We start from the raw sequence: 24,672 nt of genomic DNA, 5'->3' as shown, positions 1-24,672 counted from the left end.
CCGTGGGTAACCCGGCAGGACGCCGGGTTAGCCGCGTTGGGCCATGGATGGCCCGTCGCGGCGGCCCACGGATTCAAGCCGGAGTGAGGGCATGCCGAGCCTAGGCGAGGCACCGAGTGGTGGGGCAAAGACCTTTTGGTTACTTTTGGCTGGGCCGGCATTCCGGGCGTTTGCCAAAAGTGACCCGCTGTAAGAGCGGAACCCTAAGTGGCCGTTACCGCAGCAACGGATATGTACACCAAACATCCCATTTGACTCCCCTCCCACCCCCATGCTCTCCTACACACCTTGTTTCGGGTGCCCTTCACAGGGTGAAACGGGAAACCGGTGACTTATGCCTGCGCATAAGAAGTCCGGTGCTGCCCCCGCAACGGTAAGCGAGCGAAGCATCATAACCACTGTGCCTGTACAGCATGGGAAGGCGATGCTTTTTAGACCCAGCGTCCCTCGCAAGCCCGGAGACCGGCCCGAAAAAATTCAGATAACAAACCCGCGGTGGGCGGGCGCTGTTCAGAACCCTGCGTGCCCGGCTCGCAGGGTTTTCATGCGCTCGTTTCACCCCGAAACCCGAAGGGACGCGCCCATGTCGATCATCAGCAGCACCTCGCACTCCGCCAGTAGCACCGCCACCCTGAGCCAACGCCTGACCGCCGCCATCGGTGCGTCGATCCTCGGCGCGTGCCTGGTGTATTTCGCCGGTTTCTCGCATATCGAGGCGGTGCACAACGCTGCCCACGATACCCGCCACAGCGCCGCGTTCCCGTGCCACTGAGACCTGCCGACATGATCAAGCGCATCGCCCAAACCGCAGGCTTCACCGGCTTGCTCGCCGCCCTGCTGCTGACCCTGCTGCAAAGCTTCTGGGTCGCCCCGCTGATTCTGCAGGCGGAAACCTTTGAAAACGCCCCGGCCGCTGCCGAAGTCGTGCCCCATGTGCACGCTGAAGGCGCCGCGGCTCACACCCACGACGCCGAAGCCTGGGAGCCGGAAAACGGCTGGCAACGCGTGCTGTCCACCACTGGCGGTAACTTGGTGGTTGCGGTCGGTTTCGCATTGATGCTGGCCGGTCTTTACACCTTGCGCGCGCCAACCCGCACCGCTCAAGGGCTGCTGTGGGGCTTGGCCGGTTACGCGACGTTTGTACTGGCGCCCACCCTGGGCCTGCCACCGGAGTTGCCGGGCACCGCTGCCGCCGACCTGGCGCAGCGGCAGATCTGGTGGATCGGCACGGCGGCGTCCACGGCTGCGGGTATCGCGCTGCTGGTGTTTGGTCGCAATTGGCTGCTCAAAGGGCTGGGTGTGGCGATCCTGGCCGTGCCGCATGTGATCGGCGCACCGCAACCTGAAGTGCATTCGATGCTGGCTCCAGAAGCGTTGGAAGCCCAGTTCAAGATCGCCTCGCAACTGACCAACGTCGCGTTCTGGCTGGCACTGGGTCTGATCAGCGCCTGGCTGTTTCGCCGCAACCGCGACGATCAATACTCGGCATGACGCTGGTGGTCGGGCTGGGTTGCCAGCGCGGGTGCGATGTTCACACCCTGCTCGGCCTGTTTGACGCCGCCCTGGCCGAGGGCGGTATCGAGCGCCAGCGCATCACCGCGCTGGCCAGTATCGACCGCAAGCGGGATGAACCGGGGCTGCTTGCCCTGGCGCACATGTTGAACCTGCCGTTGCGGTGTTTCAGCGCAACGCAATTGGCGGTGCTTGAACCGCGCCTCAGTCACAGATCGGCGGTCGCGTTTGCCCATACCGGCTGTTACGGCATCGCCGAAAGTGCCGCCCTGGCCTTGGCTGAACAGCTCTCCCACCGCCCCGCCCACCTGCTGATCACGCGCAAAAAAGTCGCTCAGGCCACCTTTGCATTGGCCTGCGCCGACTAAAAACCCGATAATTGCCCTTCTCGATCATGAGCAATCTTCATGCTCGCCCGTTTTTCAACAGGAATTCCCATGACCGTCTACTTCATCGGCGCAGGCCCCGGCGACCCGGAATTGATTACCGTCAAAGGCCAACGGTTGATCCGCAGTTGCCCGGTGATCATCTATGCCGGCTCACTGGTGCCAGCGGCGGTGTTGGAAGGTCACCAGGCGGCACAGGTGATCAACAGCGCCGAATTGCACCTGGAACAGATCATCGACCTGATCAAGGCTGCCCATGCCAAGGGCCAGGATGTGGCGCGCGTGCACTCCGGCGACCCCAGCCTGTACGGGGCGATTGGCGAGCAGATTCGCTGCTTGCGCGAGTTGGGCATACCGTTCCAGATCATCCCGGGCGTTACGGCGGTGGCGGCGTGTGCGGCGTTGCTGGAGACGGAGTTGACCCTGCCGGATATCGCGCAAAGCGTGATCCTGACGCGCTATGCGGATAAAACCAGCATGCCGGCCGGTGAAGACTTCGACAGCCTGGCGCGCCACGGCACGACCATGGCGATTCACTTGGGGGTTAATCATCTGGCCAAGATCGTCGCCGAGCTGCTGCCGCATTACGGCGCAGACTGCCCGATTGCCGTGGTGCACCGGGCGACGTGGCCAGATCAGGATTGGGTGGTGGGTACGCTGAGTGATATTGCCGAGAAAGTGGCAGCTAAAGGCTTTCGGCGTACGGCACTGATTGTGGTCGGGCGGGTGCTGGCGAATGACAGCTTCAGTGAATCCTCGCTGTACCGTGCAGGCCACGCGCACCTCTATCGGCCCTGAAGCAATGCGCTCAAACAATGTGGGAGCGGGCTTGCTCGCGAAGACGGTGGGTCAGTTGCAGATGTACTGACTGATACACCGCATTCGCGAGCACGCCCGCTCCCACAGCTAATCTTCTTTGGTAGGAATACCGCGCAAGTCGCTGAATTTTAAGCATAAAAAAACGGCGCTCACGGGGCGCCGCTTTTTTGTTCGCAGCGAACACCTTACTCAGTAGTAGGCGTTTTCTTTCTGCGTGTGGTCGGTGACGTCGCGTACGCCCTTGAGCTCGGGAATGCGCTCGAGCAAGGTGCGCTCGATGCCTTCACGCAAGGTCACGTCTGCCTGGCCGCAGCCCTGGCAACCGCCGCCGAACTTGAGTACGGCAATGCCGTCTTCGACGACATCAATCAGGCTGACCTGACCGCCGTGGCTGGCCAGCCCCGGGTTGATCTCGGTTTGCAGGTAGTAGTTGATGCGCTCGTTGACCGGGCTGTCAGCGTTGACATTCGGCACCTTGGCGTTGGGCGCCTTGATGGTCAACTGGCCGCCCATGCGGTCGGTGGCGTAGTCGACCACGGCGTCATCGAGGAAGGCTTCGCTGAAGTTGTCGATGTACGCGGTGAAGCTTTTCAGCCCCAGGGCGGTGTCTTCAGGTTTCTCTTCTCCGGGCTTGCAGTAGGCGATGCAAGTCTCGGCGTATTGGGTGCCGGGCTGGGTGATAAAGACGCGGATGCCGATACCTGGGGTGTTCTGCTTGGACAGCAGGTCGGCCAGGTAATCGTGGGCGGCGTCGGTAATGGTTATGGCAGTCATGGAAACTCCTCACAGGCTTGCGGGCAGTTTACGCCAAATCATTACAGAGGTACAAAGTCCTAGTGTTTTTGTCGGGATAAATTCGACCGCTCGTCGCCATCAAACCAACCTTTGAGCACGCGATAACTGCCCTGCTCCAGCCATCGGTAGCTGCCCATGGCGCTCAGGCCGATGATCACCACGCACACGGCCAGCACGGCATAAGGGTTCAGGGCGTAACGCTGGGCCAGATAACCGCCGGCCGAAAGCACCAGCACGTGCAGCAAATACACCGAATAGGAGCAGTCCCCGAGCACCTTAAACAGACGATAGTTGACGAAGAATCGCTCAAGCGCCACGCACGCCACCACCAACACCGCGCTGGGCAGGCCCCAGGTCAAGGCGCGGGGCGAGGCCGGCCAATGATAGATCGCCAGCAGCGCTGCGACGATTCCCAGCAGCGGCAGCCATAACCCCGGGCGAATCCAGCCCTTGCGGTAGAGCATGCCGATGCCGATGCCCATCAGAAATTCGACGACAATGTCCGAGCGATAGAACTCACTGATCCAGCCAAACGAGGTCCAGGCCTCGCAGACCGCAAACAGCAACGCCGCCACCACCAGCAGTCGCCATTGCCGACGGAACAGCAAGGCCCAGGCAAACAGCAGGTAAAAAAGCATCTCGTAGTTCAGCGTCCAACCGACGTTAAGGGTCGGGTACACGCCATAACCGCCGGGGTTTTGCGAAGGAATAAACAACAGCGACATCAACACATGGGCGGCATCGACGCTCTGGTCCGGCAGCATTGGCCGGGCGACCACCACCAGTAATGCCATCAGCAGCGTGTAGAACCAGTAGGCCGGCACGATGCGCAGCAAACGGTACAACAGGAAACGCCAGGGCGGCAGGTCCTTGTCCTGGGTAGACAGGAAAATCACCAGGCCGCTGATGACAAAAAACACGTCCACGCCCGCGGCGCCCTTTTCGACAAATAACCTTCCCAAGGCCGTGTCGGCCTTGAAACCGAAGAAAATCTGCATGAAGTGGTGCCCTACCACCGTCCAGGCCGCCAGCGCGCGCAACGCCTGTACCGAGATCAACATTGTTTGCCGCCCTTCCCAACTCATCTAGATGAAGTTGGGACCATGGCGGACGGTCAAAGGTCGATCAAAGATTCTCGTAGCGGTTCATGTCCAGCACGCCTTCTTCCACCGGCGTGGTTTCGCGGATGTACCGCGACGCGTCATGGAAATACTGCCAGAACAGCGGATGGCTGCGGCGCACGCCCCAGCGATCGACGATCTTCTCGAAGCGCTTGGCGTCCCTGGCATTTTCCATTGCCGCCACAAACTCCGGCACTTCCTGCGCGGGGATATTGAAGATGAAGTTCGGGTAGCTGCTGAGCACACCGGGGTAGATGGTCACAGTGTCCAGGCCCGGTTGATAGCGATAAGCCTCACCCAACAGGAACGCCACATTACTGTGCGCCCGGTTGCGCAGCATGCTGTAGAACTCGCGTTTGCCACTGGCCGTTTCGATCCGCAGCAGGCTCGCCTCGGGCAATTGATCAATCACCTTGAGCCCCGCCGCCGGCCTCGACGTCAGGCGACTGAGCGCCTGCTCCGCAGCCTGCAACGCCGGCTCAATGCCGTCGCGCGAGCAATAGGCACTGGTGCAGCGGTTGATCGGATCCGGGCTGGCATTCAAATAGCCATAACGCGTCAGCAACTGCTTGGCAAAATCGCGCTTCGGGTCCTTTTCATCCAGGTGCAAACCGCTCGGCTTGTCATCATCAATCGCTTCATAGTCCAGCCACAGCTTGAGCTTGCCGCTGTTCTGGTACCAATCGTCCATAAAATCATCGCGGGTATCCGCCGGCATCAGACGCAGGAAGTTCTGCTCGGCGCCATTGCGGATCAGGTCGAAGTACAGCCGGGTCTGGGCCTGGTGCGACACGTTGCCGAACACATCGAAGTTCACCGCCAACTGGTAATAAGTGCGTTCCAGCAACGGGTAATCGAACAACCACATCGTTTGCGGCACTTCGCCGATCAGGCCCTTGGTCACCGAGGCACTGTCGAAATGGCGGAAAATGCTCAACAAGGCATTGTCGTTACCCGCCCACAGGGTCGACCAACTCGGCGGCGGCAAGTCTGCGTAGCTGTCACGGCGCAAGGCCTCGTAGTGGTTACGCTTGTCGCGATAGGCCAGCCACAGGCCGAGCACGCTGCCCACGTCGTCGTTCTGCCCCGGCATCGCCAGCAATGGCGTGGCCTGGCCGCGATAACGCGCATCGGTGATGTACAGGTCGTGGTCCGGGTCCTGGAACAGGGCCCAGAAATTATCGCGAATCACGTCCGTGGCGATCTGCCCACGGCACACCGGCCCGCGAATAAAGGTGCGCACGAAGTATTCGGCGTTATCGAGCATGAACTGGTAACGCGCCTTGGCCGGAATTGCCTCAAAGGTTTCGAACGGGTTGGCCCGGCGCCCCGGACCATAGCCCGGCAAGGCGTTGACCTGCCAGTCACCGGCGTAGAACAGCGCTTTGATGCGCGCCATTTTCGCCGCGCTGAACGGGTAAGTGATGTGCGTTTTGTGCACGATCACGCCCTGCACCGGCCAGAGGCGGTAATAAACGTTGGTGCCTGGATCATCGTTGGGGCGACGGGTGGCGATCAGATCAATCGGCTGGCCGCTCGGCGTGCGTGAGCGCACCCACTGGAAGAAATGCCCCGGCTCGCCGTTCTCGAAGTAAATGTGCGCCAGGAACAAATGCTCATACAACCAGCGCGCCACCAGGCTTTCGCGGGCGCCGGGCTGGTTGAACAGGTTTTCCCACTGCTGCACCTGCAAGGCTTCCCTGGCGCTGGGCGCCAGGCCTTGGTCATCAATCGGGGCGCCGGAGGCCAGCCAGCGCTGCAGCGTCTGGTATTGCTGGTCGGTCAGGCCGGTGACGGCCAGCGGCATGCCTTCCTTGGGATGCGCGCCGGCGTAGGCATTGAACTCGCCGGGCATGGCGCACAGGTTCTGGCGGTTCAGGCCCAGCATGATCTCGTCGGGCAGTTTGGCATTGGGTTCAAGTGGCGCGTTATGACCCAGCTCCAGCATGCGCGCCATCAACGCGGCCTGGCTGCCCTGGGCGTCCAGCACCGAGTAAAAGCCCTTCTGCTGCCAGGCCTGCTTGCCGAAGGCGTCTGAGAACAAACGGGTGGTCGGTGCGGCCTGGCTGCGTTCGCCGTCGTAGACCGGCATTTTGGTCGCGCCGCGCGCAGCGCCCTCGGCACTGCCCAGGTTGAGCTGGCAGGCTGAGTCGTAACAGGCGTGGCAGGCCACGCACTTCTCGGTGAAGATCGGTTGGACGTCGCGGGTATAAGAGATCGCCGGGGCGGGACTGTTGACCGGTAAGGCCTGTGCCTGAGCGTAGCTGGCTATCAAGGCCAGAACGGCGCTGATGATGAGGCGAAGTGACATGTATCCGATCCCGATTCAATGCGTGCGATATAAAAGTGCCAGCAGTCTACCGGGCCATGCTACCCGCCAACATGAACGATATTCATGCAAAATCTGGACATGCTCTAAATCGGCACAGGTTTGTTATGATTCACGCCCTCCGAAATGCCTGACCAGAGTAGTCCCATGTCCGATCGTAGTGCTCGTCTGCAAGCCCTTCACCAAGCCCTCAAGGAACGCATCCTGATCCTCGACGGCGGCATGGGCACGATGATCCAGAGCTACAAGCTTGAGGAAAACGACTACCGCGGCAAACGCTTTGCCGATTGGCCGAGTGACGTCAAGGGCAACAACGACCTGCTGGTGCTCACCCGCCCCGACGTGATCGGCGGCATCGAAAAGGCCTACCTGGATGCCGGTGCCGACATTCTGGAAACCAACACCTTCAACGCCACGCGTATTTCCATGGCCGATTACGGCATGGAGGAACTGGCCTACGAATTAAACGTAGAAGGCGCGCGACTGGCACGCAAGATCGCCGACGCCAAAACCCTGGAAAACCCGGCCAAGCCGCGTTTTGTCGCCGGTGTGCTTGGCCCGACCAGCCGTACCTGCTCGCTGTCGCCCGATGTGAACAACCCTGGCTACCGCAACGTGACCTTCGATGAGCTGGTGGAAAACTACACCGAAGCCACCAAGGGCCTGATCGAGGGCGGCGCCGACCTGATCCTGATCGAAACCATTTTCGACACCCTCAACGCCAAGGCCGCGATCTTCGCCGTGCAAGGCGTGTTCGAGGAACTGAACGTCGAACTGCCGATCATGATCTCCGGCACCATCACCGACGCCTCCGGCCGTACCCTGTCGGGCCAGACCACCGAAGCGTTCTGGAACTCCGTCAGCCACGCCAAGCCGCTGTCCGTGGGCCTGAACTGTGCATTGGGTGCGAGCGAGTTGCGTCCGTACCTGGAAGAGCTGTCGAACAAGGCCAACACCCACGTCTCGGCGCACCCGAACGCCGGCCTGCCCAACGAATTCGGCGAATATGACGAGTTGCCGTCGCAAACCGCCAAGGTCATCGAAGAGTTCGCCCAGAGCGGCTTCCTGAACATCGTCGGCGGCTGCTGCGGTACCACGCCAGGCCACATTGAAGCCATCGCCAAAGCTGTGGCCGGCTACGCGCCGCGCCCGATCCCGGACATTCCCAAGGCGTGCCGCTTGTCGGGCCTGGAGCCGTTCACTATTGATCGCAGCTCGTTGTTCGTCAACGTCGGCGAGCGCACCAACATCACCGGCTCTGCACGCTTCGCCCGGTTGATTCGTGAAGACAACTACACCGAAGCCCTGGAAGTCGCCCTGCAGCAGGTGGAAGCCGGCGCCCAGGTGATCGACATCAACATGGACGAGGGCATGCTCGATTCGAAGAAGGCCATGGTGACCTTCCTCAATCTGATTGCCGGCGAGCCGGACATCTCTCGCGTACCGATCATGATCGACTCCTCCAAGTGGGAAGTGATCGAAGCCGGCCTCAAGTGCATCCAGGGCAAGGGCATCGTCAACTCCATCAGCATGAAGGAAGGCGTCGAGCAGTTCATTCACCACGCCAAACTGTGCAAGCGTTATGGCGCCGCGGTGGTGGTGATGGCCTTCGACGAAGCCGGCCAGGCCGACACCGAAGCGCGCAAGAAAGAAATCTGCAAACGCTCCTACGACATCCTGGTCAATGACGTCGGCTTCCCGCCGGAAGACATCATCTTCGACCCGAACATCTTCGCGGTCGCCACCGGTATCGAGGAGCACAACAACTACGCCGTCGACTTCATCAACGCCTGCGCCTACATCCGCGACGAGCTGCCGTATGCGCTGACCTCGGGTGGCGTGTCCAACGTGTCGTTCTCGTTCCGCGGCAACAACCCGGTGCGTGAGGCGATTCACTCGGTGTTTTTGCTGTATGCGATCCGCAACGGCCTGAGCATGGGTATCGTCAACGCCGGCCAGCTGGAGATCTACGACCAGATCCCGGCCGAGCTGCGCGATGCGGTAGAAGACGTGGTGCTCAACCGCACGCCGGAAGGCACTGACGCCCTGCTGGCCATCGCCGACAAGTACAAGGGCGACGGCAGCGTCAAAGAGGCCGAGACCGAAGAATGGCGTGGCTGGGACGTCAACAAGCGCCTGGAACACGCGCTGGTCAAAGGCATCACCACGCACATCGTTGAAGACACCGAAGAATCGCGCCAGTCGTTCGCGCGCCCGATCGAAGTGATCGAAGGCCCGCTGATGTCCGGCATGAACATCGTCGGCGACCTGTTCGGCGCCGGCAAAATGTTCCTGCCCCAGGTGGTGAAATCGGCCCGGGTGATGAAGCAGGCCGTGGCCCACTTGATTCCGTTTATCGAGCTGGAAAAAGGCGACAAACCGGAAGCCAAGGGCAAGATCCTGATGGCCACGGTGAAGGGCGACGTGCACGACATCGGCAAGAACATTGTCGGCGTGGTGCTCGGTTGCAACGGCTATGACATTGTCGACCTGGGCGTGATGGTGCCGGCGGAGAAGATCCTGCAGGTGGCCAAGGAGCAGAAGTGCGACATCATCGGCCTGTCCGGGCTGATCACGCCGTCGCTGGATGAGATGGTTCACGTGGCCCGCGAGATGCAGCGCCAGGACTTCCACCTGCCGCTGATGATCGGTGGCGCCACCACCTCCAAGGCCCACACGGCGGTCAAGATCGAGCCCAAGTACAGCAACGACGCGGTGATCTACGTCACCGACGCTTCGCGCGCAGTGGGCGTGGCCACGCAATTGCTGTCCAAGGAGCTGAAGGCCGGCTTCGTCGAGAAAACCCGCCTGGAATACATCGACGTGCGCGAGCGTACGTCTAACCGCAGCGCCCGCACCGAGCGCCTGAGCTACCCGGCGGCCATCGCCAAGAAGCCGCAGTTCGACTGGAGTACCTATACCCCGGTGAAGCCGACTTTTACCGGCGCCAAGGTGCTGGACAATATCGATCTCAAGGTGCTGGCCGAGTACATCGACTGGACGCCGTTCTTTATCTCCTGGGACCTGGCCGGCAAGTTTCCGCGCATCCTCGAAGACGAAGTGGTCGGTGAAGCGGCCACCGCGCTCTACGCCGATGCCCAGGAAATGCTCAAGAAGCTGATCGACGAAAAACTCATCAGCGCCCGCGCGGTATTCGGTTTCTGGCCGACCAACCAGGTGCAGGACGATGACCTGGAAGTCTACGGCGACGATGGCCAGCCGATTGCCAGGCTGCATCACCTGCGCCAGCAGATCATCAAGACCGACGGCAAGCCGAACTTCTCCCTGGCCGACTTCGTGGCGCCAAAAGACAGCGGCGTGACCGACTACATCGGTGGTTTCATCACCACCGCCGGCATCGGCGCAGAAGAAGTCGCCAAGGCCTATCAGGACGCGGGCGACGACTACAACTCGATCATGGTCAAGGCCCTGGCCGACCGCCTGGCCGAAGCCTGCGCCGAGTGGCTGCACCAGCAAGTGCGTAAAGAGCACTGGGGTTACGCCAAGGACGAGCAACTGGACAACGAAGCGCTCATCAAGGAGCAATACAGCGGCATCCGCCCTGCTCCCGGCTACCCGGCGTGCCCTGATCACACCGAGAAGGCCCAGTTGTTCCAACTGCTGGACCCCGAGGCGCGCGAAATGCACGCCGGGCGCAGCGGCGTGTTCCTCACCGAGCACTACGCGATGTTCCCGGCGGCGGCGGTCAGTGGCTGGTACTTCGCCCATCCACAGGCGCAGTACTTTGCCGTGGGCAAGGTCGACAAGGACCAGGTCGCGAGCTACACCGCGCGCAAAGGCCAGGACCTGGCCGTGACTGAGCGCTGGCTGGCGCCGAACCTGGGTTACGACAACTGATCGGCTAATGGCTCAGCGCGGCGATCTCCCGCGCTGACAGCACGTTTATCAAGGCCTGGCGCTGCACCTTGTTGGCCTTCTGCAACGCCTCCATCTGCTGGAGGTACGCCGAATTCATGTCGGGGTAGCGATCCTCCAGCGCCGAGGCGCTGTCCGCCAGCGTCTGCTGCAGCCGGGCGAACGCGTCCGGGTACTGCTGCTGCAGATAATCGACCCAGTACGTGCGCGCCGTCAGTTGCTCGATGAACAGCGATGTCTGTTCGCGGGCCATGATCGTCGTATAGGCCGCCTCCAGGTCGACTGGCCGTACTCCGGAAAGACCTTCGTAAAGCATGCTTGCAGGTTGCCTGGGCAAAGCCAGGCGCCGGGCCAGGCCGATACGATAGGCCAGGCGTATTTCGGCCGGGTCGGTGCCCGGGTTTTCGCGAATCCGCACGCTCGCCACTTCCTCCAGCTGGTCCAGGCGGAATAAGCCTCTGGACAGGTTCAACAGGGCGCGCCCCTTGTCGGTGGGGTCGATGGCACGCAGGGCATTGAACTCATAGACTTCGACTTCCAGCGCGTTGAACAACAGCATGCGCCCATCCCCACAGGTCACCGCAAGCCTGGAAGCACGCGCGATGCCCATCAGCCGCTCGCACAAGGCTGCATCGCCATAGGCCGCCTCCAGCACTTGCCAAACCCGCCCGGCCAGGTCGGCGCGGTCGAGTTCGAAGTCTCGGGTATTACGCAGTTGCGCCAGAATGTTGGAGAAATCACCGCTGTCGTCCCGGGCGATCACCGTGTCCCATATCCTGTGTTTTTCCGAGTCGAGGGCCACGCCGGCAAACCAGCGTGCCTTTTGCACATCTGCAGGCTCAAGCTCTGGGTGAACGTCAGGATGTTCGTCATCGGACTCGGCCCCATACCCCGCCAGTTGATCGTCAATTTCCTCGGCACTGAAACCCAGCCCACGCCCGGTTTCGCGTTGATACTCGCGCAGGCGGATGAACGCTTCCTCCAGCAGCAGGTTGTCGGACAGATCGGTACCGGCCATCAAGGCAGCATGTTGTGGCTCAAATGCCTCGGCAGGGATGACGGCTATCGGGTAGTTGCTCCTGAGATCGAGACGGGTCAGCGCGGGAGCTTCCAATGCGCCGGTGGGCCATTCAGACAGCCGGTTGCGACTCAGATCCAGGCTTTGCAGGCGGTCGAGACCGGTGAGGTCGAAGGTACTCAGGGCGTTGCGCCCCACGTCCAACACTTGCAGGCGCGGCAAGTCACGCAGTTGGCGCTGCAACGGCACGTTGGCCGCCAGCGCGTTGTCGTTAATGCCCAGCTCGGTCAGGTCTGCCATCTGCGTTACGGCCTCGGGCAGCGTGCCCATGCGGTTGCCGTTGAGCATCAGGCGGTTCACGCGCGCAAAGGCGCGTAAAAAATCGTTCGAGGCGACCGTAAGGCGTACACCGCTCAGGTCCAGCGCCCGCACATGGTTGAAGGTAACCGGCAGCGCCGGCAGGTCACCGAGGATCAGGCCGCTCAAGTCCAGCGCAGCGTCACTGGCGGGTGTCTCGATGCCCCGCACGTCGCTCAGCGTCTCTCGCCAGCAGGCCAGCAGCCGATCAGCGGCGCGCCGGCGGTCGGTCGCGTTCACCCACTCGTTACGGTTGCGCACGGCTGGCCTGTCAATCCAGCCGTTCAACCGCTCGATCATCTGGGTGTGCTGCGCCTGCCATTGGCGCAGCGCCGTTTCGATCTGCGTGGCACTGACGTCCTGCGCCAGCCATGTGTCGATTTGCTTGCCGGCCTGGGTGGCATCCAGCTGTGGATCCAGGCGCTGCAAGCGCTCGGCCGAGGTCAGCGACGCCTCGGTGGCTTTTGGCGCCAATGCCAGCGGCACTATCAGGTCCGGTTGCTGCGACACCTCGACCGGGAAGAACAGGGGATCGCCGCCGGTCATGCCGGCTGCCAGCACGTTTCGATCAATCCCGAACGGCCTGACAAACATGCTCGCCATGGGTTTTCCGGCGCTGGTGCGGCGGGCAAAAGCCTGCGCCACGGCCAGCGCCGCCGGGCTCAAGCGGCAACCACGCAAGGTGGTACCGGCCAGCAGCGCATCGTGCCCCGCCAGCGCCGCCTCGGGAATGCCGGTGACCGCACTGTGGCTGAGGTCGAGAAACCCCAGGCGCGGCAGGTTCAGCACGCCCTCGGGCCAGTCGAGGATCGCGGTCTGCCCCAGGTTCAGCGACACCAGTTCTGTCAGCGAGGTGACGCTCAGCCGGCCGACGCGGTTCATCGACAAGTCCAGCCGTCGCAGCGCCTGGAGGCGGTTGAGCCGCGTCTGGGTAGGCGTGGTGATCGTCAGTTCGTTGCCACAAAGATTCAGGTCGCTCAGGTGCTCCAGCGTCTCAAGGGCCTGAGGCAGCTCGGTCAGGCGGTTGTGACTCAGGTCCAGTTCGCGCAGCTGCGCAAACCGGCCCACGAATGCATTCACCTGTGCCGCCGTGAGCTTTGCGCCGGCCAGGATCAAACGCCGGATCTGCGGGAACACCGTATCGCCCAGCGCCGGTAAATCGCCCGGCGCACCGTATTCGCGCAAGTCCAACGTTTCTCTCATCGGCTCGCCACGGCCTCGCGACGGACCCGCCAGCGGCTCGCGGGCCGCGTACCGGGCAGCCAAAGCGTCACGCCAGCACACGCGCAGCCTGTCCGCCAGCGTCTGGCGATGATGGGAGGGCATCTGCTCGCCCTCGACGCGCACCCCATCGCGGCTCTGCCATTCAACCAGTGGCGCATCCCAGGCGCGATACTCCGCGTGCAGCGCCTCGACTTTATCCAGCAACGCACGGCCCGCCAGGCCATCCTCGCTGAACGCGGCGAGTGCATTGGCCGCGAAGGCCGGTACGTGCGGCACCAGCGCCTCAAGGCGCCGCTCACAGTGCTGCGCGACGATGTAGGGCTCGTCCACCAGGTGCGCCGGATTGCCCTGCACGTAGTCAAACGCCTTCCGGAACGCCTGCGGTTCCAGCGCCTTCCAGTTCAACCTCAAGCGGCGCCACAAACGCTCATGCCCCGTGAACAGTTCATCGGGCAGTGAGGCGATCTGCACACCGGTCAGGTCCGCCGATTCAAGCGCCTCAAGCGCCAGCAGCCCTGCCGGCCATTCACGCAGGTTGCCGGCCAGCCGCAGTGTACGCAAACGTGGCAGCGCACGGTAATCCAGGGCCGGAAGACTGCCGGTCAGGTGCAACTGCTCCAGCTGGTTCATGCCTTGAAGGGCCTGGGTCAATGCCGGCGAATACTCACCGAAAAACGTCGGCAGTTCGAGCTTGAGCTCAGTGATGCGGGTGAGGCCCGGCAGCGCGTCGGCAAATGCAGCCATGTTGGCTGAGTCAATGAAAACATCGAGGGCTTCAAGCGCGCCAAACTGTTCGAAAAGCGCACCTGCGGCGAGCTGTGAACTGTTGATTCGCAGCTTGCGCACATGGGAAAAATCGGCAGCCCAGGTCGGCAACGGCTCGGTGCCCAACAGATTGAGCTCGAACAACGGAGCTTGCCCGCGGTACAAACCGTTTCTCCAGCCGGCAATGAGCCGCTCGGCGATATCGCGTCGGGTTGGCCAGTTGGCCCCACGAGGATACGCAGGCACGTCGCCCTCGACCCAGGTGTCCAGCGCTGCGCGCAAGCCCTCGAACTCCCTGCGCCGGTTCTCCAACAGGTGAAACACCTGCTGGTCGGAGTCACCGGCAAGCAGTCGACTCCTGACGAACTGCAACGCCTGCTGATCATCCAGATTGGGATAAATGTCCCGCACCCTGGCAACCAACGGCTCGTCGGCAAACCCCACCGCATCACCGCTGGCCGCGTAACCCAGTTGACCGGTCGGGCTTCGGACCCGGCGACCGGCGCCGGGTGTGAGCGGCTCGCGCTTGAGGATGCGCGACATGGCCTCGCGGTGGCTGCACGCGTAGTCCGCCACGTGTTTGCGCAACGCCTCAGCCGGCTCGCCCTGTAAGGACGCGCGTAGCGTCTCGGGCAGCGCGTGCAGCAGCGACTCAAACAGATTGCGACCGTACCGGGGAAGGCTATTGAGTGCCCTGCCCTCGGCATCCAGCAGGCGAAAACTCTCCCCCGCCTTGATCAGGTAATACCGCGTTGCGGCCTGCTCAGTGCCGATGCTGTCCACCAGCGGCCCGTTGATGCCGAGGGACCGTTCTTCTATGCGTATAGCCGGCGACCAACCGGGCAGTTGCTCGAGGCTGTGCAGCGCCACACGGTCACTGGCCGCAGAGGCCAGGTTGTCGCGGTACACGCCTGCCAAGGCGCGGCTCACACTGCCCCGATGCAGGTGCTCGCGAATGGCTTTGGCCAGGCGCAGGGGCACCCGGCCGCTGCTGCGCAGTTGGCTCAACTCGGCAGCGCTGGCACTGGCCAGCACCCGCTGCGCGGCTTCTGGCGACAGCGACGTAAAACTGCGCTGCAGCGCGCGAATATCCGCCTCTGGCGGCGCTCGTCGGCTCAGGAGGCTGTCGAACAGGGCCTTCTTGCGAGCCTGCGCCTGATCGGCCAGACGCTCTCTGAACACCTGTACCGGATCGGCGCCGGCCGGCATGCTTTCGCGGCCGAGCAAACGGCTGATTTGCGCTTCGTTGAGGGCGGCCAGCACGTGCGCCGGCAATTGCCCGGCATCGACTTGCGCCTGGGTCATCTTGATCGTGGGCCTTGCGCTGCCCGGCGACTCTGCGCCGAACCGCTGGGAAGCGCCCCAGGGTTCGGGGCCGCTGAACACCTCCACCACCTCCTCGACCGGCCAGCCCGGCATGTCCACGGCCAGCGGCACCATGAACTGGCAGAGGCCCTCCAGGCAGGCGCCTTCGCGGATTTGTTTAATTACCTCGTCCGCCTGACGGTCTGCCTCGAATAACCGCGCCACCTCCAACAACTCTGGCGGCGGCGCCTGTTGATCCATGTGCAGCTTGCGCAATTGATCATCACTGATCCCGCAGACGTCGGCGATCTGTTCCAGTTGCGCATCGGAAAATGGCTCCATGTGCAGTCCGCAGCGGCGCAGCAACGTGCTGCGACGCCATGCCAACGGCCGCTCCAGCGTGTGCCGCCAGGCACCGTGCCCGTTGTGTTGCACAACCGGCTGATAGGCGTCGATTTCAGTCGGGTGCTTGATCCGCCATTGCTTGCGCAGCGGGTCGAAAGTCTTTTCGTAAACATTGCCCTCCAGCGCAATGTAGGTTTTGCCTGCTACCGGGTATTGCCCCATTGCGTTGGGTTCAAGCCCCTTGAGCGAGACGCTGCTTTTGTAGGCCGCAAGGTCGGGATGCCACAAGCGCAGTTTGCCGAACGGCGTGACCACCCGGCTCATGCCGTTGACAAAGCGCGACGGCATAATCGGCGGCGCCCTGCCCGCCACGGCACCCAGCGCGGCCATGAACGCGACGTTCTGCATCACCGAGGCCAGATGCGCCCAGGCCTCTTCCCTGTCGCCAGCGTTCCACGCTTGCACGCCTTGATAAACCTCATAGCCGAGCTGTACGGCGGTGACGGCCATCATCACTTCGCCCAGCCCCGGCACCAAAAACGCCGCGACATTGACTAGGTTCAGGCCCCATTCGGCCCAGTGCTTGAGGCGATTGACCCAGGCGTCGTGATCGACTTGCGCGGTGGGTACCGCCAGCAACTTCGCGTTGGACCTGAGGCGCGCAAGGTGGCATTCGTACAGGTGACCGAATACCTCGGCGCTGATGAACGTCTCCTCGGGCTGCAGCTTGACGCTGTCGTTCCAGACTTCCTCGTACATCCCGTGGGCATAGGCCGCAGGGTTGTAATGGGGCCCTGGTGGCACCGGGTTCGGGTTCCAGCGCATCGTTTTCAGTTGGCTTTTAAGCCGCCGAAGGAACGTCTGCGCTTCATCCTGGGACAAGAAGCCGGTAAAAAACCGCTGGTAACCCACCGAGCGCAAGTTGAGCGCCAACTGCGTGGTGAACGCCTTGAGCGATGCGTATTCCCTGACTGGGTTGCGCGGATCACCGGGGATCCACACGATGACTCGACTGTCGCCAGCCCGGAGTTTGAGCAGCTCGGCCGCCGGCAGGATAACGTCGATGAGCGTCGCCATGCCCGGCAACGGCTTGCGTGTGCTGGCGCCGATGATCAGCACCTCGCTCACCTGCGCCCCCAACAGGCTCAACTGGCTGTAAGCCACCGGCTTGCCATCCAGGGTCGGTGCGGGATGGGCATCGAGTATCGCCAGCAACGTGGCGTAGGCCGTGGCGCTGAGGGTGTTGCGCAGGCGAGCGATGTGGGCGTGCACCCGCAGCGTGTCCTTGTTTGCCTCGATCATCTGCCGACGCACCTGCGCCGCAGTGGCTGGCGTCTCAAACACGCGGCTCAGGTGTTGCTGGTATTGCTGACCCAGGTCCAGCTCGCGGCACAGGTTGGCGAAATCCGCAGGCTTGATCGACAGCTTGTCGCGCAGGCGGTAACGCCATTTCGCAAACGGATAACGGTTGCTTTCATCGTACGCCAGGATGTCCAGCGACCCCGCCGGCGCCAGCGCACTGGTTTCCTGCAGCGCGGTTTCATCAAACCGCTCACCGTCTTCGAAGTTGCGCAGCGCGGCTTGCAACAGCGAATGCTGTTCGAGCCGGTTGGGCGCGCGCAGGTGGAACAGCGCGGTGGTGTTGACGTCGGGTGTTTGGGCGAATGCCTTGTGCAATGCCTCGGCCAGCAACGGCTCGGCAAATTCAGTGAGGCCTTTGAAGTCTTTCAGCGTTTCGGCCAGGGCCTGGCTGGAGGCCTGGCGCCGGCGGCCGCTGTCTTCCAGGGCTTGGCGCACTGCTGGGCTGGCGGCGGCAATCGCCTCGGGATAGCCGCGCTTGAAGCGCTGCACCGGGTCGCGCGCCCGGTTGAGGGCCTCGATATCCGCCGCCGTCAGGTGTTTGATCCACCCGGGGAGACGGGCCTTGATGAACGGAGCATGAAGTGAAGGGGTGGGCATGTTTGACGATTCCTGATGCGTCTTGAAGAAGCATCAGAAAATCACGCTGGCGGCCCCCCGAAGCGGTGCACTTTTATGGCCTGCTGCGGGGAATTGACTATGCTTGCTCAGGATCGACCGGATCCGCATGACGAGGGTTTTATGAACGACTCACCCAATAAGCCCCCTACTTTCTGGCAAATGCTGCACAGCGTGATGGCCGCGGCCTTCGGGGTGCAAAGCGGAAAGAACCGCGCGCGCGATTTCACGCATGGCAAGCCCAGCCACTTCGTGATCCTGGGAATTGTGTTCACGGCGGTGTTTGCATTGACCCTGTTCGCCATCGTCAAGCTGGTGCTGCACCTGGCAGGCGTTTGAGTGCGCTCAAGGCGTTAACAGCTGCAAGCCGAACGGGTAAACGTAACCGGCCGGTTTGCCCTGGGCCGACAACGCCCGAAAATTCACGCCGTAGACCTGCGCCGCGTTGATGTCCAGCAGACGCTGGGCAAGGTCCGGGCCGATCAACTCAAACAGATCGAGCTTGCGTTCATTCACGCCGTTCTGGCGGATATCCAGCCCCAGCGCATCGTCATGCAGCAACACCATCGCCCAGCCGCCAAGGGTGAAGTGCCCTGCCACCAGAACGCTCAAGCGCCCATCAAGGCGAGCCCGCACTACCTCGGGCGAACTGTTGACGGCGCTGAACAGCACGTCCTTGCCCGGCGTACGCCCAGTGGCTTGCAGCGCCGCCATCGCGCCCAGCGCCATTTCATCATTGGCCGACCACACCAAGGCGGTTTGCGGATAACGTTTGAACAGTTGCGTGGCCTGTTCGAACGCGCGCTGGCGGCTCCATTCGCCATACACCAGCTGGCGCATACGCACGTAGGGGAAATCGACCAGGGCCCGCCGTAAACCCTGCTCGCGCAGCTGCGCCGCCGGCGTGGTCTTGACCCCGGAAAACGCCAGCAGATCGAGGGTTTGGCCGGGTGCGACGGGGCCATGCTGACGCAGCAGCTCTGTGAGCATCAGGTAACCGGCCTCCTCATCATTGGCGATAAGACTGCCGAGCCAGTTGGGATAGCTGTGGGCATCCAGCAGTTGCACCTGGTCGCTGGTCAGGGCGTTATTCACGATCATCAACTTGACCCGGCTGCCCTGAGCCATACGCAGAATCTGCGGGGCGACGTATTGCTCATTCACCAGCACCAGGTAATCAGGCCGCTCGCTGCCTTGCAGTGCTTCCCGGGCCTGGGCCAGGGTGTTACGAGGATCGCGCTCGGAATAACGCACGCGCAAATCCAGGCCGAGGTCCTTGGCGGCGGCCTGCATGAATTGCGCGTAGTTGACCCAGAAGGTTTCCGTGGACGTGCCAGGGTTGAGAAACACCACCGACGCGGCGTGGGCCATGGCCCCGTACGTCGATCCCAGCAACCACGCACACGTAATAAGAACCTTCAACATAGTTGTCTGAACCTTGAACGTTGACGGCCATGATAGTGGCAATACGACAGTCAATCGAGGTCCAATCAACGCGAGTTTATTGGTGGCTGACCCAGAATACGGCGGTTCCTACCACCAGGATTATCAGAAACAAAATCGCCCAGGCATCAACGGTACTGTCGGGTTTACGGGCTTTGGTCGGATTGCTCATTGCATCGCCTCTTATCGGTTTTATAGGTGATTGCACTCAAACACGATCACAGTAAAGTTGATGATTGCCCGCATGACAAATGTGGGTATCGCGATAACCGTTCTCATTAGTCAATTTGGTTATTTACATATACTCAAACATCACTTTTGCGCATAAACGCAAACTGGTATCGTGCGCCGGCTCCGTTGGGAGTGCGCGGCCGTGCGCGCAGATTTGCCGAGAACAGGACCTATATGTACGTATACGACGAATACGATCAGCGCATCATCGAGGACCGCGTCAAGCAGTTCCGTGATCAGACCCGACGCTACCTAGCAGGTGAACTGAGCGAAGAAGAGTTCCGCCCTCTGCGCCTGCAAAATGGCCTTTATGTTCAGCGCTTTGCGCCGATGCTGCGGGTTGCCGTGCCTTATGGCCAACTGACTTCCCGTCAGACGCGCATGATGGCCAAGATTGCCCGCGACTTCGACAAGGGCTACGCCCACATCAGTACCCGCCAGAACGTCCAGTTCAACTGGCCGGCGCTGGAAGACGTGCCGGACATCCTGGCCGAGCTGGCCACGGTGCAGATGCACGCCATTCAGACCAGCGGTAACTGCCTGCGCAACGTGACCACTGACCAATTTGCCGGCGTGGCCGCCGATGAGCTGATCGACCCTCGTCCGTGGTGCGAAATCGTCCGTCAGTGGACCACCTTCCACCCGGAGTTCGCCTACCTGCCGCGCAAGTTCAAGATCGCCATCAATGGCTCGACCTCGGACCGCGCAGCCATCGAAGTGCACGATATCGGCCTTGAGCCGGTGCACAACGCAGCCGGCGAGCTGGGTTTCCGCGTGCTGGTCGGTGGTGGCCTGGGCCGTACGCCGGTCGTTGGCGCGTTCATCAATGAGTTCCTGCCCTGGCAAGACCTGTTGAGCTACCTCGACGCCATCCTGCGGGTCTACAACCGCTACGGCCGTCGTGACAACAAATACAAGGCCCGGATCAAGATCCTGGTCAAGGCGCTGACCCCTGAGGTATTTGCGCAGAAAGTCGACGCCGAAATGGAACACCTGCGCGGTGGCCAGACCACGCTGACCGAAGCCGAAGTACACCGCGTGGCCAAGCACTTCGTCGATCCTGAGTACAAGGCCCTGAGCAATCAGGACGCCGAGTTGGCTGCACTCGATCAGCAGCACCCAGGTTTCGCCCGCTGGCGCACCCGCAACACCCTGGCGCATAAAAAGCCGGGCTATGTCGCCGTGACCCTGTCGCTCAAACCCACCGGCGTGGCGCCGGGTGACATCACCGACAAGCAGCTGGACGCCGTCGCCGACCTGGCCGAGCGTTACAGCTTTGGCCAACTGCGCACCTCCCACGAGCAAAACATCATTCTCGCGGACGTCGAGCAGAGCCAACTGTTCACCCTGTGGGGCGAGCTGCGCGAAGGCGGTTTCGCCACGCCGAACATCGGCTTGCTGACCGACATCATCTGCTGCCCCGGCGGCGATTTCTGCTCCCTGGCCAACGCCAAATCGATCCCGATTGCCGAATCGATCCAGCGCCGTTTCGACGACCTGGACTACCTGTTCGACATCGGCGAGCTGGACCTGAACATCTCCGGTTGCATGAACGCCTGTGGTCACCACCACGTCGGCCACATCGGCATCCTGGGCGTGGACAAGAAAGGCGAAGAATTCTACCAAGTGTCCCTGGGTGGCAGCGCCAGCCGCGATGCGAGCCTGGGCAAGATCCTCGGCCCGTCCTTCGCCCAGGAAGCCATGCCCGAGGTGATCGGCAAACTGATCGATGTGTACATCGAACAGCGCACCGAAGATGAGCGTTTCATCGACACCTACCAGCGCATCGGCATCGACCTGTTCAAGGAGCGCGTCTATGCAGCGAATCATTAAGAACAACGAAGTCCTCGACGAAACCTGGCACCTGCTGCCCAAGGACGCGAGCTTCGACGGCATTTCCAACTGCGACGACCTGATCGTGCCGCTGGCCCTGTGGCGCGAGCACGGCCATGCCCTCAAGGCCCGCGACGGCGGCCTGGGTGTGTGGCTGGACGCCGATGAAGAAGCCGAAGAGATCGGCGACGACGTGGAGCACTTCCAGGTCATCGCCCTGAACTTCCCGGCCTTCACCGACGGGCGCAACTACTCCAACGCACGCCTGCTGCGTGACCGCTACGGTTTCAAAGGCGAGCTGCGCGCGATTGGCGACGTGCTGCGCGACCAGCTGTTTTATCTGCACCGTTGCGGGTTCGACGCCTTCGCCTTGCGTGCCGACAAAGACCCGTACGAAGCGCTGGAAAGCCTCAAGGATTTCTCGGTGACGTACCAGGCTGCCACGGATGAGCCGTTGCCGCTGTTTCGTCGCCGTTAAATCTTCGCGCCTGAAAAAGCCCTGGCCTGCCAGGGCTTTTTTTATGGCTTGAGTTTGATCGGTGCCCGCACCGCCGCTATGACGCCGAGCCACGCCAGGGCGGATTTTGCCAGTGCCGATGACGTAATCTTCACACTCGCAGGTGAACATCCGCCGTGATCGAGCTGTCCTCTACTGATCAGCAGCTTTTAACTCACTGACGATTGGAGTTCTTCATGGCGAAAATCAACCTGGCCCAGCAATTGGCGACCACCCTTGAACAGGCGGGCATCAAGCGCATCTGGGGCCTGACCGGCGACAGCCTCAATGGCTTGACCGACGCCTTGCGCACCATGGACAGCATCGAGTGGATGCACGTGCGCCACGAAGAGGTGGCTGCGTTTGCCGCCGGTGCCGAAGCCGCCGCCACCGGCGAATTGACGGTGTGCGCCGGCAGCTGCGGGCCGGGCAACCTGCACTTGATCAATGGCCTGTTCGACTGCCATCGCAACCACGTGCCGGTGCTGGCCATTGCTGCGCAAATCCCCTCCTCCGAAATCGGCTTGAACTACTTTCAGGAAACCCATCCCCAGGAACTGTTCAAGGAGTGCAGCCACTTTATCGAGTTGGTGACCAACCCTGCGCAAATGCCTCAAGTGCTGCACCGCGCCATGCGCTCGGCGATTCTTAACCGTGGCGTGGCGGTGGTCGTCATTCCAGGCGACGTGTCGTTGCTGGAAGTGGAAAACACCCTCAAGCCGTGGCCAGCCCTGCATGCGCCGCGCACCTTGCCGGCCGAACAGGACCTGCAACGCCTCAGCGAAATCCTGCAAAGCAGCGAGAAAGTCACCCTGCTGTGCGGCAGCGGCTGCGCCGGTGCCCATGACCAGGTCGTGGCCCTGGCCGATGCCCTTGGCGCGCCGGTGGTGCACGCCTTGCGCGGCAAAGAGCACGTGGAATGGGACAACCCGTTTGACGTGGGCATGACCGGCCTGATCGGGTTCAGTTCGGGTTACCACGCCATGCTCAACTGCGACACGCTGATCATGCTCGGCACCGACTTCCCCTACCGCCAGTTCTACCCCACCGACGCAAAAATCATCCAGGTCGACCGCAATCCGCAGGCGCTCGGGCGTCGGGCCACGCTGGACCTGGGCATTGCCGCCGACGTCAGCGAAACCATCAACGCGCTGCTGCCACGCCTGACGCGCAAAACCGATCGCAGCTTCCTCGAGACTTCGCTGAAGCATTACGAAAAAGCCCGCCAGGGCCTGGACGACCTGGCAGAACCTTCGAAGGCCGACCGGCCGATCCACCCACAGTACGTCGCACGCTTGCTCAGTGAGTTGGCCGACGACGATGCCATCTTCACGGCCGACGTCGGCTCGCCCACCGTGTGGGCCGCGCGCTACCTGAAGATGAACGGCAAACGCCGCTTGATCGGCTCGTTCAATCACGGCTCGATGGCGAATGCGATGCCTCAGGCCATCGGCGCTCAGGCGGCCTTTCCCGGACGCCAGGTGATTTCGATGTCCGGCGACGGCGGCTTCGCCATGCTGATGGGCGATTTCATCTCGTTGGCGCAACTGAAACTGCCGGTAAAAGTCATTGTGTTCGATAACTCATCACTGGGTTTCGTCGCCATGGAAATGAAAGCCGCAGGCTACCTCGACACCGGCACCGAGCTGAAAAACCCGGACTTTGCGGCCATGTCCAACGCCATGGGCATCCTGGGCATCCGCGTGGAGCAGTCCGAAGACCTCGAGCCGGCCTTGCGTCGCGCCCTGGCCCATGACGGCCCGGTGCTGGTGGACGTGGTCACGGCCACGCAGGAGCTGGTCATGCCGCCGAGCATCAAGCTGGAACAGGCCAAGGGTTTCAGCCTGTACATGCTCAAGGCTGTGATGAGCGGGCGTGGCGACGAGGTGATCGAGCTGGCGCGTACCAACTGGTTGCGCTGAGCTTCCGTCGCAGGGTGTTTCAGTGGCGCCGGGCCGCGCCATAGCGGACCACCACCTGGGTGACGACCTCGACCATGCGCGGGTCGGCATCCGGCGCGCTGAACAGGCGAAACTCGGCATCGGGCAACGCGGGCAACCCGTGCTCGGCGCCGAGGACCGCCAAGCCTGGGCCCACTTGGCTTTGCGCCATCGGGGCCACGGCAAAACCGGCCGATGCCGCGGCGTGCAACGCCGCATAGCTGGCGCACTGCATGGCGGTACGCTGAGCAATGCCAGCTTGGGCAAGCCGCAACAGCGCCGCCTCGCGGTACGGACAGGGCTCGGGGAACAAGGCCAGTGGCAACGGCGTCGGCAATGCCGCCAGCGGTTGCGCTGACCAGGCCCACACCAACGGCTCGCGCCATAATGCCAGGCCCGGCTCGCTGGACTCGCACAACGAACCCACCACCACATCCAGCTCGCCTTGTTTCATCATACTCAGCAACGAACCGGGAATGCCCACTTGCACGCTGATATGCAGGCCAGGGTACTGCGCGGCAACATCCTGTAGCTCGCGCAGCAAACGCGCCTCTGCGAACTCCTCCGACACGCCTACACGTAGGCTTCCTTCAAACGCCGAACGCGTCAGTTCTGCCCAGGCATCACGATGCAGCGCCAGGATACCGCGCGCGTAGGCGATCAATCGCTGACCATCCGGCGTCAACTGTTGGGAACGCGTGGTGCGCGTCAGCAGTGGCTTGCCGACCTGTTCTTCGAGGCGGCGCAAATGCCCGCTGACGGCCGATTGCGTCAGGTGCAGGCGCTCACCGGCGCGACTGAAGCCACCTTCGTCCACGACCGCGACGAAGGTCTTGAGTAGCAAGGCATCAAACATATTCTGATAGGTGATCAATAGGCGATGGAAATACGATTTATATT

At 62.2% G+C, this 24,672-nt stretch carries 15 protein-coding genes and 1 riboswitch; of the genes, 9 read left to right on the top strand and 6 right to left on the bottom strand.

Features of this window, described 5'->3' with window-relative positions:
- Window positions 1–278: 278 nt before the first annotated feature.
- Window positions 279–485: riboswitch (cobalamin riboswitch) on the top strand.
- A gap of 98 nt (window positions 486–583) precedes the next feature.
- From AC19YS_RS31425 to cobM, 4 genes are all read left to right on the top strand, one after another.
- On the top strand, window positions 584–772 hold the full coding sequence (locus AC19YS_RS31425; RefSeq protein ID WP_032875937.1) for a CbtB domain-containing protein: 189 nt from the start codon (window positions 584–586) through the stop codon (window positions 770–772).
- 11 nt (window positions 773–783) lie between these two features.
- Window positions 784–1,491 (top strand): CbtA family protein, encoded by a 708-nt coding sequence (locus AC19YS_RS31420; protein WP_124417153.1) that lies wholly within the window; start codon window positions 784–786, stop codon window positions 1,489–1,491.
- Window positions 1,488–1,880 carry a cobalamin biosynthesis protein gene (locus AC19YS_RS31415; RefSeq protein WP_200625215.1) on the top strand — a complete coding sequence of 131 codons (393 nt, stop codon included), beginning with the start codon at window positions 1,488–1,490 and terminating at the stop codon, window positions 1,878–1,880. The genes AC19YS_RS31420 and AC19YS_RS31415 overlap by 4 nt, the downstream gene beginning before the upstream one ends.
- Before the next feature lie 69 nt (window positions 1,881–1,949).
- A complete protein-coding gene (cobM, locus tag AC19YS_RS31410; protein ID WP_200625214.1) occupies window positions 1,950–2,696 on the top strand; it encodes a precorrin-4 C(11)-methyltransferase in 747 nt (248 codons plus the stop codon).
- Window positions 2,697–2,906: 210 nt separating this feature from the next.
- Here the strand turns inward: cobM and nfuA are convergent, their stop codons facing one another.
- From nfuA to AC19YS_RS31395, 3 genes are all read right to left on the bottom strand, one after another.
- Window positions 2,907–3,491, bottom strand: a complete 585-nt coding sequence (nfuA, locus tag AC19YS_RS31405) for a Fe-S biogenesis protein NfuA (protein WP_017136914.1) — start codon at window positions 3,489–3,491, stop codon at window positions 2,907–2,909.
- Between the two features lie 59 nt (window positions 3,492–3,550).
- Complete coding sequence (locus AC19YS_RS31400) at window positions 3,551–4,573, bottom strand: acyltransferase family protein (protein ID WP_106578732.1); 1,023 nt, start codon at window positions 4,571–4,573, stop codon at window positions 3,551–3,553.
- Between the two features lie 64 nt (window positions 4,574–4,637).
- Window positions 4,638–6,944, bottom strand: a complete 2,307-nt coding sequence (locus AC19YS_RS31395; protein WP_500603498.1) for a fatty acid cis/trans isomerase — start codon at window positions 6,942–6,944, stop codon at window positions 4,638–4,640.
- Between the two features lie 165 nt (window positions 6,945–7,109).
- Between AC19YS_RS31395 and metH the strand changes: the two genes are divergently transcribed.
- Window positions 7,110–10,820 (top strand): methionine synthase, encoded by a 3,711-nt coding sequence (gene metH / locus AC19YS_RS31390; RefSeq protein WP_200625212.1) that lies wholly within the window; start codon window positions 7,110–7,112, stop codon window positions 10,818–10,820.
- 4 nt (window positions 10,821–10,824) lie between these two features.
- On the opposite strand, the gene AC19YS_RS31385 is transcribed toward metH, so the two are convergent.
- Window positions 10,825–17,811, bottom strand: coding sequence for an NEL-type E3 ubiquitin ligase domain-containing protein (locus AC19YS_RS31385; RefSeq protein ID WP_500603497.1), 6,987 nt, complete (start codon window positions 17,809–17,811; stop codon window positions 10,825–10,827).
- Window positions 17,812–17,952: 141 nt separating this feature from the next.
- On the opposite strand from AC19YS_RS31385, the gene AC19YS_RS31380 reads away from it, so the two are divergent.
- Entirely contained in the window at window positions 17,953–18,168 is a 216-nt protein-coding gene (locus tag AC19YS_RS31380) for a DUF2970 domain-containing protein (protein ID WP_106578727.1), read from the top strand.
- A 6-nt stretch (window positions 18,169–18,174) separates the two neighbouring features.
- Here AC19YS_RS31380 and AC19YS_RS31375 read toward each other — a convergent pair whose 3' ends face one another.
- The gene (locus AC19YS_RS31375) at window positions 18,175–19,254 is read right to left on the bottom strand and encodes an ABC transporter substrate-binding protein (protein ID WP_500603496.1); all 1,080 of its coding nucleotides are present in this window, start codon (window positions 19,252–19,254) and stop codon (window positions 18,175–18,177) included.
- A gap of 423 nt (window positions 19,255–19,677) precedes the next feature.
- Here AC19YS_RS31375 and AC19YS_RS31370 point away from each other — a divergent pair, with 423 nt between their 5' ends.
- The 3 genes from AC19YS_RS31370 to poxB all read left to right on the top strand — a co-directional run bounded on the left by AC19YS_RS31370 (window position 19,678) and on the right by poxB (window position 23,754).
- Window positions 19,678–21,336: a nitrite/sulfite reductase gene (locus AC19YS_RS31370; RefSeq protein WP_017136919.1), complete on the top strand. Its 1,659-nt coding sequence runs from the start codon at window positions 19,678–19,680 to the stop codon at window positions 21,334–21,336.
- On the top strand, window positions 21,320–21,814 hold the full coding sequence (locus AC19YS_RS31365) for a DUF934 domain-containing protein (RefSeq protein WP_106578725.1): 495 nt from the start codon (window positions 21,320–21,322) through the stop codon (window positions 21,812–21,814). The genes AC19YS_RS31370 and AC19YS_RS31365 overlap by 17 nt, the downstream gene beginning before the upstream one ends.
- Window positions 21,815–22,029: 215 nt before the next feature.
- Window positions 22,030–23,754, top strand: a complete 1,725-nt coding sequence (poxB, locus tag AC19YS_RS31360; RefSeq protein ID WP_106578724.1) for a ubiquinone-dependent pyruvate dehydrogenase — start codon at window positions 22,030–22,032, stop codon at window positions 23,752–23,754.
- 19 nt (window positions 23,755–23,773) lie between these two features.
- On the opposite strand, the gene AC19YS_RS31355 is transcribed toward poxB, so the two are convergent.
- Entirely contained in the window at window positions 23,774–24,628 is an 855-nt protein-coding gene (locus AC19YS_RS31355; protein ID WP_500603500.1) for a LysR substrate-binding domain-containing protein, read from the bottom strand.
- Between the last annotated feature and the right edge of the window lie 44 nt (window positions 24,629–24,672).

It is taken from the genome of Pseudomonas sp. MF08831, from assembly GCF_059862645.1.
This window is presented reverse-complemented; position numbering and strand designations above follow the sequence as displayed.

Coding starts and splice junctions, on each gene's coding strand:
- AC19YS_RS31425 (WP_032875937.1), top strand. CDS start 584: ATGTCGATCATCAGCAGCACCTCGCACTCCGCCAGTAGCACCGCCACC.
- AC19YS_RS31420 (WP_124417153.1), top strand. CDS start 784: ATGATCAAGCGCATCGCCCAAACCGCAGGCTTCACCGGCTTGCTCGCC.
- AC19YS_RS31415 (WP_200625215.1), top strand. CDS start 1,488: ATGACGCTGGTGGTCGGGCTGGGTTGCCAGCGCGGGTGCGATGTTCAC.
- cobM (WP_200625214.1), top strand. CDS start 1,950: ATGACCGTCTACTTCATCGGCGCAGGCCCCGGCGACCCGGAATTGATT.
- nfuA (WP_017136914.1), bottom strand. CDS start 3,491: ATGACTGCCATAACCATTACCGACGCCGCCCACGATTACCTGGCCGAC.
- AC19YS_RS31400 (WP_106578732.1), bottom strand. CDS start 4,573: ATGTTGATCTCGGTACAGGCGTTGCGCGCGCTGGCGGCCTGGACGGTG.
- AC19YS_RS31395 (WP_500603498.1), bottom strand. CDS start 6,944: ATGTCACTTCGCCTCATCATCAGCGCCGTTCTGGCCTTGATAGCCAGC.
- metH (WP_200625212.1), top strand. CDS start 7,110: ATGTCCGATCGTAGTGCTCGTCTGCAAGCCCTTCACCAAGCCCTCAAG.
- AC19YS_RS31385 (WP_500603497.1), bottom strand. CDS start 17,811: ATGCCCACCCCTTCACTTCATGCTCCGTTCATCAAGGCCCGTCTCCCC.
- AC19YS_RS31380 (WP_106578727.1), top strand. CDS start 17,953: ATGAACGACTCACCCAATAAGCCCCCTACTTTCTGGCAAATGCTGCAC.
- AC19YS_RS31375 (WP_500603496.1), bottom strand. CDS start 19,254: ATGTTGAAGGTTCTTATTACGTGTGCGTGGTTGCTGGGATCGACGTAC.
- AC19YS_RS31370 (WP_017136919.1), top strand. CDS start 19,678: ATGTACGTATACGACGAATACGATCAGCGCATCATCGAGGACCGCGTC.
- AC19YS_RS31365 (WP_106578725.1), top strand. CDS start 21,320: ATGCAGCGAATCATTAAGAACAACGAAGTCCTCGACGAAACCTGGCAC.
- poxB (WP_106578724.1), top strand. CDS start 22,030: ATGGCGAAAATCAACCTGGCCCAGCAATTGGCGACCACCCTTGAACAG.
- AC19YS_RS31355 (WP_500603500.1), bottom strand. CDS start 24,628: ATGTTTGATGCCTTGCTACTCAAGACCTTCGTCGCGGTCGTGGACGAA.